General features: G+C 37.8%; 15 protein-coding genes. All 15 read right to left on the reverse strand.

Translation table 11 applies throughout. From position 1 onward, the window contains the following. Nucleotides 1-111 precede the first annotated feature (111 nt). Nucleotides 112-579, reverse strand: a complete 468-nt coding sequence (locus FZ949_RS04920; RefSeq protein WP_148790196.1) for a FixH family protein — start codon at nucleotides 577-579, stop codon at nucleotides 112-114. Continuing rightward, complete coding sequence (locus FZ949_RS04925) at nucleotides 576-1,145, reverse strand: hypothetical protein (RefSeq protein ID WP_148790197.1); 570 nt, start codon at nucleotides 1,143-1,145, stop codon at nucleotides 576-578. The genes FZ949_RS04920 and FZ949_RS04925 overlap by 4 nt, the downstream gene beginning before the upstream one ends. Before the next feature lie 106 nt (nucleotides 1,146-1,251). Beyond that, nucleotides 1,252-1,464: a DUF4006 family protein gene (locus FZ949_RS04930; protein ID WP_021090794.1), complete on the reverse strand. Its 213-nt coding sequence runs from the start codon at nucleotides 1,462-1,464 to the stop codon at nucleotides 1,252-1,254. Continuing rightward, nucleotides 1,464-2,327 (reverse strand): cbb3-type cytochrome c oxidase N-terminal domain-containing protein, encoded by an 864-nt coding sequence (locus FZ949_RS04935; protein WP_021091000.1) that lies wholly within the window; start codon nucleotides 2,325-2,327, stop codon nucleotides 1,464-1,466. Before FZ949_RS04935 ends, FZ949_RS04930 begins: the two co-directional genes overlap by 1 nt. Then, nucleotides 2,315-2,524 (reverse strand): cytochrome c oxidase, cbb3-type, CcoQ subunit, encoded by a 210-nt coding sequence (locus tag FZ949_RS04940; protein ID WP_021090915.1) that lies wholly within the window; start codon nucleotides 2,522-2,524, stop codon nucleotides 2,315-2,317. Before FZ949_RS04940 ends, FZ949_RS04935 begins: the two co-directional genes overlap by 13 nt. Before the next feature lie 9 nt (nucleotides 2,525-2,533). Beyond that, nucleotides 2,534-3,199, reverse strand: coding sequence for a cytochrome-c oxidase, cbb3-type subunit II (gene ccoO / locus FZ949_RS04945; RefSeq protein ID WP_084041629.1), 666 nt, complete (start codon nucleotides 3,197-3,199; stop codon nucleotides 2,534-2,536). Next, nucleotides 3,199-4,686 carry a cytochrome-c oxidase, cbb3-type subunit I gene (gene ccoN / locus FZ949_RS04950; RefSeq protein ID WP_035167282.1) on the reverse strand — a complete coding sequence of 496 codons (1,488 nt, stop codon included), beginning with the start codon at nucleotides 4,684-4,686 and terminating at the stop codon, nucleotides 3,199-3,201. Before ccoN ends, ccoO begins: the two co-directional genes overlap by 1 nt. A gap of 92 nt (nucleotides 4,687-4,778) precedes the next feature. Then, nucleotides 4,779-5,462 carry a response regulator transcription factor gene (locus tag FZ949_RS04955; protein WP_084041627.1) on the reverse strand — a complete coding sequence of 228 codons (684 nt, stop codon included), beginning with the start codon at nucleotides 5,460-5,462 and terminating at the stop codon, nucleotides 4,779-4,781. 80 nt (nucleotides 5,463-5,542) lie between these two features. Beyond that, complete coding sequence (locus FZ949_RS04960; protein WP_234402201.1) at nucleotides 5,543-6,208, reverse strand: sulfite exporter TauE/SafE family protein; 666 nt, start codon at nucleotides 6,206-6,208, stop codon at nucleotides 5,543-5,545. 1 nt (nucleotide 6,209) lies between these two features. Continuing rightward, nucleotides 6,210-7,328, reverse strand: a complete 1,119-nt coding sequence (gene carA / locus FZ949_RS04965; protein ID WP_084041626.1) for a glutamine-hydrolyzing carbamoyl-phosphate synthase small subunit — start codon at nucleotides 7,326-7,328, stop codon at nucleotides 6,210-6,212. Then, nucleotides 7,328-7,879 (reverse strand): DUF507 family protein, encoded by a 552-nt coding sequence (locus FZ949_RS04970; RefSeq protein WP_021091020.1) that lies wholly within the window; start codon nucleotides 7,877-7,879, stop codon nucleotides 7,328-7,330. Before FZ949_RS04970 ends, carA begins: the two co-directional genes overlap by 1 nt. 49 nt (nucleotides 7,880-7,928) lie before the next feature. Next, nucleotides 7,929-8,369, reverse strand: coding sequence for an isoleucyl-tRNA synthetase (locus FZ949_RS04975; RefSeq protein WP_085657831.1), 441 nt, complete (start codon nucleotides 8,367-8,369; stop codon nucleotides 7,929-7,931). A 163-nt stretch (nucleotides 8,370-8,532) separates the two neighbouring features. Next, nucleotides 8,533-11,793, reverse strand: a complete 3,261-nt coding sequence (gene carB, locus FZ949_RS04980; protein WP_148790198.1) for a carbamoyl-phosphate synthase large subunit — start codon at nucleotides 11,791-11,793, stop codon at nucleotides 8,533-8,535. Then, nucleotides 11,793-12,548, reverse strand: coding sequence for a rod shape-determining protein MreC (gene mreC / locus FZ949_RS04985; RefSeq protein ID WP_103579728.1), 756 nt, complete (start codon nucleotides 12,546-12,548; stop codon nucleotides 11,793-11,795). Before mreC ends, carB begins: the two co-directional genes overlap by 1 nt. Further along, a complete protein-coding gene (locus FZ949_RS04990; RefSeq protein ID WP_021090637.1) occupies nucleotides 12,538-13,575 on the reverse strand; it encodes a rod shape-determining protein in 1,038 nt (345 codons plus the stop codon). The genes mreC and FZ949_RS04990 overlap by 11 nt, the downstream gene beginning before the upstream one ends. Nucleotides 13,576-13,583: the final 8 nt, after the last annotated feature.

The raw sequence follows: 13,583 nt of genomic DNA on the forward strand, positions 1-13,583 counted from the left end.
GTTTTATTTAATAAAAACTTAGTGTTTTAGTTTTAGCCAAAAAGATTAGTTTATTAAAATTTAAATCTGACTTTAAGATCTTTCTTGGATACCAAAGCTACAATCTTAAGATCATTTTGTGACATTAAGATCAAATTTATAATACCTTGTATCATTAGTGTCACTTAGCCTTAAAAGTAGCTGCCACCTGCCTTCTTTTAGACTTGCTTCTTCGCTTACTAGATCATTTTCTTGCCATGAAGCTCTTAAAATTTTATTTTCTTTATTTGTCTGTGGGCGAGTGAGTAAAATTTCATATTTTAAAGCTGAAATTTCTCCTTTTTTAGGAGTTAGATGAAATTTAAACTTAGCATTTAGGGCATTAAAATTTGGCTCAAATTTTAGATCAAATTTCTCATCAAAGCGTTTTTCACTCTCTTTGATAAAGGTTATGTTTTCATCGACATTTTGGTAGCTTTGCATATAAGAGCTATCCATCTCGACTGGATGTTTCAGTGCTATGATGATCGTTACTGCACAAGCGATAATTATAGCAACGAAGCTAAGCACAATAGCATAAGGCCAAAAGGTTTTTTTTATCCATTTTTTACCTTTTTATAAAAGACAACAATTATAAAAAATGCAACTAGACCATAGATGAAAAATCTTAAAAAATTTAATGTAGTTTTATTTGAATTTCCAACACTACTTTCAAGCTGAAAATTTAAGCTAGATGCTATTTGTTCGGCAATATCAGCGTAGCCATTTAATATAGCAGCATTATAGATATCTTTGCCATTTTTAGAAACTAAAATAGGAATTATCGTTCCTGATTCTGGATTTATACTTAAAATTTGTTCTTTATTAAAAAGCTTTGAAGTATTAGCATCGGTAAAAATTTCTACCTTCTTTTTATCCTTTATAAGCAGTAAAAAAGCATAAGGCGAGCTAAGGTTTTGCTCTTTAAAAAGAGTTTCTAGCTCACCATCTTTATATACGCCAACTGCTAAATTTATACCGCTTTTTGCATAAAGCTCACTGCCGATCTCGTTTAGCTTTACACTTACTTTTTGGCTTAGAATTTCATCATTATTTATCACAAAATTTGCTCCCAAAGCCAAACTTTGTGAGAGCAAAAATATAAAAATGAGTATAAATTTTCTCACACCTAGCCTACAAAAAGGTGGTTTGATGTAAGCACTGACCACGCACAAATAGCCCCTGCAATAACTATAAGCAAGATTATGGCTTTTTCTATTATGCCTAGCATCACTACTCCTTTATAATGACGTGTTTAGCGTTATCAACGCTCTTCATCTCAATGCTACTTGCATCTTTTAATGAGTAAGGTTTGGTTGCTACATCTTTTTGCAAGCCAATACCAATATAAGTAAGTACGCCAAGGATAGATAGCAAAAGCAAAACTGCCACCAAATAACCGCTAATACCATTTAAAGCAAAGATATTTCTATTTTTATTTTCCATTATTCGCCCTTTGATAGCGATATGACATATTCGCCAACTGCTTTTTGTTGTATCTCGTTTAATCTGCCATCATTAAATTTAGGCATAACACCAATGTTGCCGTTTTTACCACGATTTAGTACATCTACTATAAACTCGCTTGAACCATATTTACTAAGATCAGCCGACATACCATCCATGCCTTTGCCATCATCTCCGTGACAAGCTGCACAAGCTGCGTAAAGCTCTTTTCCCATAGCTACTAAATTTTCGTTTTTTGTACTTTTTATAGCACTTATCTCTTTAGCTACGTAAGCCGCAATAGCCTTTGCTCCATCAGCATCAGCTAACCCTGCTGGCATCTCACCCATAGGATAATCAAGTCCTTTTGAGCCATTTAGTATCGTATCAACTATTCCTTGTTCGCTACCCCAAATTTGTAAATTTGCAGCTTTGCCACCAATACCATCGCCTGTGATACCATGACATGCTGAGCATTGCACTAAAAATACGCTCTCTCCCATAGCATGAAGCGTTTCTTTGCTTGGGTTTGCATACTCTTTTTCAAATTTAGCGTTTGCCTCTTTTACCTCTTTATTGTATTCACCGATTTGTGAGTAAGAATTTAGTGGATAACCAAGTAAATAATACCAAATCGCCCAAACAAGCGTTAGTAAAAAAACTACTGCCCAACCAAATGGAACTGGATTTTTATACTCGCCTATCCCATCCCAGTTGTGCTCGCTAAGCTCTACGCTTTCATCTTTTTTAACTTTCATTTGACCAACATACTTGCCAGCTACAACGACAGTTAGTACGATAATTAAGATGGCACCTATTAACGCAAGTAAATTTATATTATCTTCTAAATTTAGCCATTGCATACGCTCTCCTTTGTAGCCTTTTGCTCTAAAATTTTACTTCCGATCTCATCATCTAGGGCTAATCTTGAATACTTCTCATAATTTCTTCTACCTTGCTTTTCACTTTTATAAAGATGAAAAAAATAAGCGTACAAAGTGATAGCTAAAAATGCTGTCAAAATAAAATAGCCATAAGCTTGAAGTTCTCTAATATCCATTATTAACTCCTATTTTAGGCTATTTAGATAGGCGATAAGTGCCACAATTTGGCGGATTTCACCTTTTGCAAAGGCACTTTTTACTTGCTCATCTTTCATGCTTTCAACAATACTTGCAGCCTGTTCTTTCACGTTAGCATTTGCTTGCTCAAAAGTGCCAAGAGCTGGCATATCTTTCTCATCATAAGGTGTGTTAAAAACCTTTTTAACAGTTAGTGCTTCAGCGTAAGCAGTCTCTATATCAGCATTTTTCTTAAATAAAAATGGATATGCTGGCATGATCGAACCTGGCACAACAGAGGCTGGGTTTAGCATGTGATTTTCATGCCAATCTGTCGTTCTATAATTACCAACACGCATAAGATCTGGGCCCGTTCTTTTTGAACCCCAAAGATGCGGACGATCATAAGCAAATTCGCCACTTAACGAGTACATGCCGTATCTATCAGTCTCTGCTTTAAACGGACGTATCATCTGTGAGTGACAAGTGTTGCAACCATTTTGTATATATATATTTTTTCCAGCAAGCTCTAAAACCGTATAAGGCTTTGTACCCTCAAGTGGCCTAGCTCTATTTGCAAAGTCAGGTAAAATTTCTACCACACCAGCATAAGCTATGACGATAAAGACGCAAACTGCAAAAAAGAATGGATTTTTTTCTAACCAAGCAAACATCACATCACCTCCGCATTGGCTTTAGCACCGCCCATAGGCGTTGCACTTTTTGGCTCTGCCAAAATAGCTTTAGCAGAAGTTGATTTGTAGATATTGTAAGCAAACATCAAAAAGCCAATCAAATATAAAAGTCCGCCAATAGCTCTAATGTAATAATAAGGTATAAGCACTACAACAGTATCAATAAATGAGTAGAGTAAATTTCCATAGCTATCGGTCGCTCTCCACATCATGCCTTGTGTAATACCAGCAATCCACATCGAAGCAAAGTATAAAACAATACCTGTTGTTTGTATCCAAAATTGAGCTTCCATTAGGGATTTTGAATAAATTTCACGCTTAAAGACACGTGGCGTCATATGATAAAGTGCCGCCATAGTCATAAAACCAACCCAGCCAAGTGCACCATCATGTACGTGTCCTGGCACCCAGTCAGTATAGTGAGCTAGTGCATTTACAGATTTGATAGCCAAGATAGGGCCTTCAAGAGTTGAAAACATATAAAAAGTTGAAGCTAGAATCATAAATTTAATAAGCGGGCTCTCGCGAAGTTGTGTCCATTCGCCTTTCATTGTAAGAAGCATATTAATAGCTGAACCCCAAGAAGGCAAAATCAAAACAATAGAAAAAACCGAACCCATAGTCTGCATCCAATCAGGCACAGCAGTATATATTAGGTGGTGACCGCCAGCCCAAAGGTAGATAAACATAAGACCCCAGAATGAAAATAACGAAAGCTTATAAGAAAATATTGGCTGTCCGCTCTCTTTTGGTAAGAAATAATAAATTTGGGCGATGATCGCTACCGTAAATACAAATGCAACTGCGTTATGGCCGTACCACCACTGAACCAAAGCATCATTTGAGCCAGCATACATCGAAACTGAGTGTAGCCATGAACCATATCCACTAACTAGTCTTGTTGGAATTTCCATGTTATTAAATAGATAAAGCATAGCAACGCCAAGAAATGTAGCAATGTAATACCAAACTGAGATGTAAAGTGTCTTCTCACGGCGTATGCCAATAAGTCCAAATATACTAACGCCCCAAAGCACCCAGACTACTACTACTGCGATATCTAGTGGCCACTCAAGCTCGGCATACTCCTTAGATGTACTTTCGCCCATAAAAAGTGTCACAACAGCTAGAATCATAACAAGTATATAAAGCCAAAAATGAAGCTTACCAATGAACATCAAAAACGGAGATTCGCTCATTGATACTTTTAGAACACGCTGTCCTATGTAATACCAAGTGGCAAATATACCAGAGAGCATAAAACCAAAAATGATACCGTTAGTATGAAGAGGACGCAATCTACCAAATGCCGAATACTCACCAGCTATATAGTTTAGATCAGGACAGGCAAGCTGAAAAGCTACCAAAACACCAATAGCCATGCCAACGATACCAAAAAATATCGTGGAAAACATAAAGAGTTTTGCCACACTATAATCATAATGTAGCAACTGGGATGGTCGCATAAATTTTCCTCCTAGTTAAATTTATATTAATTTTCGGTTATTTTAGAGTAGAAAAACTATAAAAAGACTTAATTAATATAAATTCTCTTTTGCTAGGAGAGTCTTCTATCTATTTTGTAACCAAGTCCAGGAACATTTTTTATAAAATTACTACCAACTTTATCTCTAACACGTTTAACAAAGGTCCTAATAGCAGCCTCTGTCACGCTCTCGCCAACCCAAACAACATTTTTTATTTCATCGTGAAGTACAAGCGTACCAAGTCTTTTTATGAGTAAGGATATAAAAGCAAGTTCTTTTTTTGTAAGAGAAATTTCAACACCATCTCTAATAAGCACACGTTTTATTTTATTAAAACTATATCCATTTGTAACCTGAATAATATTTGCTGTTTCTATCTTATTTTTAGCGACATTTTCTAACGTAACCAAAAAATCATCAAGATCAATCGGCTTTAAAACGTATTTATCAATACCAACATCTATCGCCTTTAGAAGTGTCTCTTTTTCACTATTTGTGCTAAAAACTATAATAGGTGTATCTTTTGAAATTTCTTTAATGCATTTAGCCATATCAAGGCCATTCATTATAGGCATAAAAACGTCTGTTATAACCATATTTGGATTATATTTTTTAAATTTCTTAAGTCCTTCATCGCCATTTTGAGCAGTGATAACTTTTTCGAATTTATCTCGCATAACTTCTTGTACTATTTTTTTACCATCTCCCTCATTTTCAACGATAAGAACGGTTAGATTATTAAGAATCTTGCTCATTTATTCTTCCTTTTTGGTTATATTTATCAAACATCATAAATTTTGATGCAATTAACAATTATTTCTCTCGCTTTACCATCTTAGGCATTTGCTCTATACCCTAAAAATGATAGATAAATTCCATTTATTATCATTATGCTAGCCGAAATCTTAAACATTATGTCTTTAAATTTTTCATTTAAAATCCCAAATACAAAGCTAGCTAAAAGCATAGCTGGCAATGTACAAAGACCAAATATAAGCATTATAAAAGCCGAATCAATAAAATTTGCACTTAAAATCCCAAGTGCCAAAAAATAATAAACCACACCACAAGGTAAAAAGCCATTTAAAAAACCAAGTAATAAAAAATTTGTTAAATTTTTCTTTTGAATCCTTGTTTTTGCAATTCTTACTACAAAATTAAGCGCCTTTTGATTCTCTACAAATTTTAAAAGCTCGCCCCTAAAAAGTAAGGCAATGCCGATAAACGCGATCACTAAGCCAACTATAAAAAATATAAGACCTCTTGCTTGCAAGCCAAAGCTAATGGCCGCTCCAAAGGCGCCAAACAAAGCTCCTAAAACTACATAAGCAAAAATTCTAGCTAGACTATAAAGTGTGCTTAGCATTAAAATTTCTATTTTATTCTTACCTTTAAAAAATAGAGTCTGTAAGCTCAAAAATCCGCTGCACATACCTACACAATGACTAAAGCTACTTAAAAATGCAACTGAGATAATCATGTAAAGGTTTATATTTTGCATCTTATAAAATTTCTAAAAACTGCTTAAATATATATTTACTCTCGCTTGGACCACCACTTGCTTCTGGGTGGTGCTGGACCGAAAAGATCGGATAGTCTTTGTATCTCACACCTTCGATCGTGTTGTCAAATAAATTTCTATGAGTCACAACAGCTACTTCTGCGATACTCTCAGGTACGTTGTAGTTGTGATTTTGTGTTGTTATCTCGATCGCCTTGGTTTCTAAATTTAGTACAGGATGATTTGCTCCGTGCTGACCAAATTTAAGCTTATATGTCTCGTACCCAAAGGCGTTTGAGAGTAACTGATGTCCAAGACAGATGCCAAATATAGGTATCCTAGCCTCAATCATCTTTTTGATCTCGCCTATTTCGGCCTTTAAATTTTTTGGCTCACCAGGACCATTTGATAAGAATACCCCATTTATCTCGCCATTTTTAAATTTTTCTATCAAAATTTCAGCCTTAGTGTCGTGTGGTACGACGATGACTTCAAGACCAGTTTCACATAGCTCGTTTAAGATATTTCTCTTTACGCCAAAGTCAAAAACAGCTATCTTTTTGCCAATACTTTTTAACGGCTTATATGACTTTAAATTTCTATCCCATGCACCTTTTTTGTGCTCATATTCGTCCATCGCACTAACTGTTTTTACGTAGTTTATATTTTCGATGCGCCCACTACTTTCAAGCCTGCGTTTTAGCTCGTCTTTATCACTTATTTGCGTTGAGATATAAGCCATCAAGGCACCTTCATCGCGTAGCATCTTTGTGAGGTATCTAGTATCAACGTCATAAACGCCAAATTTACCTTGCTCTTCGAAAAATTTTCCCAAAGATTTTTGCGAGCGGTAGTTTGACGGGGTCTCGTTGTAACTTCTCATTATAACGCCGCTTGCATGAATTCTAAGGCTCTCCATATCGTCTTCATTTATACCTACTATACCTATTTCTGGCATCGTAAAGACGATAAACTGACCAGCATAGCTTGGATCGCTCATGATCTCTTCATAGCCAGTCATCGAGGTATTAAAAACGAGCTCACCTGCACACTCACCATGAGCACCAAAAGCTTTTGCTTCTAAAAAAACACCATTTTCAATATAAATGTAAGCTTTCATTAAAGCATGCCTCTTTTTTTAAGCTCATCTTGATACAAACGCTCAAAGACAAGATCATATTCATCAGTTCCTGGGATTAGCTTATGTTTATAATTTTGTATCATTTCATAAACATCATCTTCTATCTTCTCATAGCTTTTTAAGTACTCATCTATTGAGTTATAAATCACATTTTTTACGCGATTTTCAGATACATTATAATCAACAAGACCACTCTTCCAAATAGTTTCAAGCACTTTGTGAGCGATATTACTAAATCTATCTTCGTGGGTTAAAATTACATCAAATTCACCTGCGAGCTTCTTTTTAACGAGCCAAAACATATTTTTGCGGTCGATTTGCATAGTTTGCATCTCATCTTCATTTTTCTCCAAAAGCTCATTTACTCGCTCATCTAAAGCTCTTTCTTTTTGAATATCGACTGTTAAAATTTCGCTTGTTTTTGAAACGATTGGCTCAATGCCTTTATTTAATCTTACGAAACCACAATTTAGAAGATCTATTGCTATTTTATGTGAAATATACGGAACGTGTGGGAGTTTTAAACGCATTTTAAACCTTTAAATTTTTATGCCATTTTAACTAAATAAAGGTAAAACTTTACTTTGAAATTTTAACGACTTTATTATTATCGCTTCTTAAAAAATAAATTTCTCTTCGTCCATCATAAAGTATCTTTCCATCAGTCTTTTGCTCATTTTCTAAATTTGATGAGATATCTAAAGATAGCGATTTACTCATAAAATAATTCTCTCCTAAAGTGCGTCCAAAGTCAGGATACCAACTAAAAGCACAAACTATCAGCAAAACTAAATAAAAGGCTCTAAAAATTTTTCTAAAAGGCGCGTAAAAAAAGCAATACCCAAATATAAAAAATACGGGCAAAAGCCATAAGAAAGGCACGTTATCAACAAAAATAACATTAAAATACTCGCTTATGCCATAGTAAGAAAAGTAGTTGTTGTAAATTCCAACAAATAGCGTAAAAATAGGAGCAAGGACAAATATAATACCCGTAAAAAAAGCATTTAAAATTTTCATAATCTCTCCTTTTGAGTGAGATTATATTAAACATAAGCTTTAATATTACTAGATTGATGAAAGGTGGACTAAAATTCAAAGCAAAATGCCATATATGGACATCTGTTGCTTCCAGCAATACTTTAAAAACAGTTTAGCTATAAGCTAAACTGCCTTAAATTTATTACTTTTTAGATAAATACTCTTGCAAGCTTTTTACTTCAAGTGCTTTGCCGGTTTGTACCGAGCTTAGCGACTTAGCGGCTGCAAGTGCTGCTCGGATCGTTGTAAAGTAAGGAATTTTAAATCTCAGCACATTTTGGCGGATCTTTTTTCCATCATCCACGCTTGATTTTGTATCGCTTGTGTTAATAACAAGTGCGATGTCGCCGTTCTTTAGCCTATCTTCGACGTTTGGTCTGCCCTCGCTTATCTTATAGACAAACTCGGCCTCCACACCAGCCTCGCTTAAAATTTTATGTGTACCGCCAGTTGCAATGATGCTAAAGCCAAGCGCTATTAGCTCTTTTGCAAGGTCTGGTGCGTAAGATTTATCAGCGTCAGCTAACGTTAAAAATACCCTGCCTTTGCTTGGCAAAGTATTGCTAGCAGCGATCTGGCTCTTTGCAAATGAGCTTGCAAAATCGTGGCTTATACCCATGACCTCGCCCGTACTCTTCATCTCAGGGCCAAGGATGAGATCGGCGCCACTTAGCTTATTAAACGGCAACACGCACTCTTTTACGCAAATATGCGAGCTAACGCGTGGTTTTAGGATGTCGCCATCTTCATAAACCACCTTGTAATCATCATAAAATTTAAGTGCTTCACGTAAATTTCCTTGCCACATAACTCTTGTCGCTACCTTTGCCATAGGCACGCCAGTAGCCTTGCTCACAAACGGCACGGTCCTGCTCGCACGAGGATTTACCTCGATCATATAAAGCTCGTTTTCATAGATAGCAAACTGGATATTCATAAGGCCGACAACGCCTAAATTTAGAGCAATATCTCTGGTTTGCTTCTCCACTTTTTTTATCATTTCTGCGCTTAAACTCATCGGTGGCAGTATGCAAGCTGAGTCGCCAGAGTGAATTCCAGCCTCCTCGATGTGCTCCATTATCGCGCCGATATAGACCTCTTTGCCGTCACATATCGCATCTACATCAAGCTCTTTTGCATCTTGTAAAAATTTATCAAGTAGTACTGGAGAGTGGTTGCTAACTTTGACCGCTTCACTCATATACTCTTTTAATTCGCTCTCGTTGTGTACCCTTCTCATCGCCCTGCCGCCAAGGACGTAGCTTGGACGAACTAGCACTGGATAGACAATAGTCGCGGCCTTTTGCAAGGCTTCCTCTAGGCTAGTAGCGGTGTCGTTTTTAGGCTGAAGGATACCTATTTTATTTATAAATTCGCTAAATTTCTTTCTATCCTCTGCCACGTCGATCACTCTTGCGGTTGTTCCGATGATCTTAGAGCCGATCACGCTTAGGCGTTTTGCAAATTTAAGCGGAGTTTGACCACCAAAATGCACGATCACGCCGTCTGGCTTTTCGCGCTCGATGACTGATCTAACATGCTCAAAATCAATCGGCTCAAAATACAAAATATCGCTCGTGTCGTAGTCGGTTGAGACGGTTTCTGGGTTGCAGTTATACATTATTGTTTTTATGCCAAGGTCTCTTAGAGCGTAGCTTGCATGCACGCAGCAGTAGTCAAACTCTATGCCCTGGCCGATCCTGTTTGGACCGCCACCTATTATCATCACCTTTTTAGCCTCTTTTGCTAGCTCTTTTTTAGGAAATTTAGTGATATTTGTGGTTGAGTAAAGATACGGCGTTAGTGCCTTAAACTCGCCCGCGCAAGTATCGACCTCGTTGTATTCAAGCTCGATGCCAAGCTTTTGCCTAGCAAAATAGATATCATTTTGGCTAAGCTCAAGATCGTCTTTTTCATTTATAAGCACAGCTATCATCTTGTCTGAAAAGCCCATACTTTTGGCCTCTCGCAGCAGCTCTTCGTTATTTAAGATATCCATGTCGATCTTATCTTCAAATTTAACTATCTCATAAATTTGCTCTAAAAACCAAGGATCGATCTTACTAAACTCATGCACCTCAGCCACGCTAAAGCCATCTCTAAAGGCTTGCGCTAGATATAAAATTCTCCTTTCATTTGCATTTCTGATACCATAAACTAAGGCGTTTTTCTCTAGGCTAAGGCTGTTAAATCCACAAAGATCACGCTCTAGACTGCAAAGAGCCTTTTGGATACTCTCTTTAAATGTCCTACCTATCGCCATGACCTCACCAACTGACTTCATCGCAGTACCTAGATATGGGTTTGATCCTGGGAATTTCTCGAATGTAAAGCGTGGGATCTTTGTCACTATATAATCAATCACCGGCTCAAAGCTAGCGGGTGTTCCAGTGATGTCATTTTTGATCTCATCTAAGCTAAAACCAACTGCAAGTAGTGTCGCAACCTTTGCGATCGGATAGCCAGTAGCTTTACTTGCTAGCGCTGAGCTTCGGCTAACGCGTGGATTCATCTCGATAACGATCATGCGGCCCGTTTTTGGATCTATGGCAAACTGCACATTGCTGCCACCAGTATCAACGCCGATCTCACGAAGTATGGCAAAGCTAGCGTCACGCATAGCCTGATACTCTTTATCTGTGAGTGTTAGTGCTGGTGCAACCGTGATGCTATCGCCTGTATGCACGCCCATTGGATCAAAATTTTCGATCGAGCAGACGATGATGCAGTTATCATTTCTATCTCTGATGACCTCCATCTCATACTCTTTCCAGCCAAGCAAGCTCTCTTCTATCAAAATTTCATGTATCGGGCTTGCGTCAAGGCCGGTGTTGGCTAGCTCTTTAAACTCATCCATATTATAAGCTACGCCGCTTCCTGCGCCACCAAGCGTGTAGCTAGCTCTTATTATTAGTGGAAAGCCTATCTCGTTTGCCGCATTTAGTGCGTCGTCCATGTTATAAGCATATCTACTCTCAGGCAAGTCCATACCGATCTTTTGCATAGTCGCTTTAAAAATTTGCCTATCTTCGCCCTTTTTTATCGCTTCTGGATTTGCACCAAGAAATTTTACGTCCTTTAAAAGACCACTCTCAAAGACCTCCATAGCGGCATTTAGCGCTACTTGTCCGCCCATAGTTGGCAAGATGGCGTCAATATTTTCTTTTTCGATGATCTTTAAAATGCTATCTTTTGTGATCGGCTCTATATACGTTGCATCGGCAAAATTTGGGTCAGTCATGATGGTAGCTGGGTTTGAGTTGATAAGCACTACGCGGTATCCAAGCTCTTTTAGCGTCTTGGCTGCTTGTGTGCCTGAGTAGTCAAATTCGCAGGCTTGACCGATGACGATAGGGCCTGAGCCGATTAGCAAAATGGTATTTATGTCTGTTCTTTTTGGCATCATTTTTCCTTTGTTACAACGTATAGATAGTTTGGTATGTTTAGCTTTGCATAGGGCTCAACTATCACGCTTTGATAGGAGCTCTCTTTTAAAATTTTACTCACGCGCCCTACTGGCACTCCACTAAAAAATATCCCATCAAGCCCGCTCGTAAAGACCTCGTCGCCCTCTTTTGGGTTGAGCCATTGTGGGATAAATTTCACCATTATTTGGCCTTGATTTCCATGCGCTACGCCTGGAATTTTGTCATTTCCTATATAGACTGCAAATATACTTTTTGGGTCATTTTGCAAGTAAGCTAGTGGCTTGCCATCTTTTGCGATGACGATGCCAGCGCTATTTCCCTGATAGATGAGTCCATAAATTTTATTTGGGTCGTATCCTTCAAACTCACTTATCCAAATTTTATTATAATCCCCGATATGCACGTAGCTAAGCCCTTTTACTAGCTTCACGGCTGGGGCATAGGCAGTCGAGTTTTTATCTTTTAAAATTTGATTTAGCTCATTTGCAAAAGTAGAAAGAAGCGTGGCTGAGCGCTCTAACTCTTCGTTTTGCGCTCTTAATTTTTCTATCTCGCTAGCCTGCCTAAAATATTCGTTTATATAGTCTTTCACGCTTTTAGCAAAATTGTCGTATGAATTTGTAGCATAGTTACTAAACCCAATAGAAAGATTACTTAAAATTTCTCCCTTGAAAACTGAGGCCGTAGCAAGCAATGCTATAAAAACAAAAAGAACAATCTTACTCTTCATTTGTCAGCTGTTGTAAAAGCCCAATCTCTTCAAGTGCCTTGCCCGTCCCTCTAGCAACCGCAAGGAGTGGCTCGTCAGCTACAAAAACTGGAAGTTTAACGATATCAGATAAAAATTTATCAAGTCCTCTAATAAGCGCTCCACCGCCAGTTAATACGATACCAGTCTCCACGATATCACCAGCAAGATCAGGCGGCATCATCTCAAGCACAGTTTTAAGCGCATCTGCGATCTCTTTTAGTGGTTCTCTCATCGCCTCTCTTACATCTTCGCTTGTTAGCTCGACTCTACTTAAAAGACCACTTACCTGGTCGCGACCTTTTACTACTACGCTTAACTCTTTTTCAAGCTGTACAGCAGAACCTACGGCAATCTTTATCTCCTCGCCAGTTCGCTCGCCTATTAGTAAGTTATATTTCTCTTTTATGTAATTAACAATACTAATATCAATCTTATCGCCAGCTGTGCGGATTGATTTTGAAATAACTAGGCCGCCAAGTGAGACAACACCTATCTCAGTCGTACCGCCACCGATATCAACTACTAGATTGCCTTGTGGCTCACGAACTGGTAAATTTGCGCCGATTGCTGCTGCCATAGGCTCTTCTATCAAAAATACCTCTCTTGCTCCAGCACTTAAGGCACTTTCTCTAACAGCTTTTCTTTCGACCTGGGTTAGCCCATAAGGAACTGAGATGATGATCCTTGGGCGTAGAAAGCTTTTTCTTTTGTGAGTCTTTTCTATAAAATAGCGTATCATACGCTCAGTCATATCAAAATCCGCAATAACGCCATCTCTCATCGGCCTTATCGCCTCAATATCGCCTGGAGTTTTTCCTACCATCTCTTTTGCAGCATGTCCGACCGCTAAAATTTTTTGTTTGCCATATTTCTCACGCCTTACTGCAACAACAGAAGGTTCATTTATTATTATGCCTTTATCTTTTACCAAAACAAGTGTATTCGCCGTACCGAGATCTATGCCCATATCACTTGAGAAAAAACCTATAACCTGATCTAAAAACATATATTTCC

The organism is Campylobacter concisus, assembly GCF_902460545.1.
Lineage (GTDB): Bacteria > Campylobacterota > Campylobacteria > Campylobacterales > Campylobacteraceae > Campylobacter_A > Campylobacter_A concisus_AE.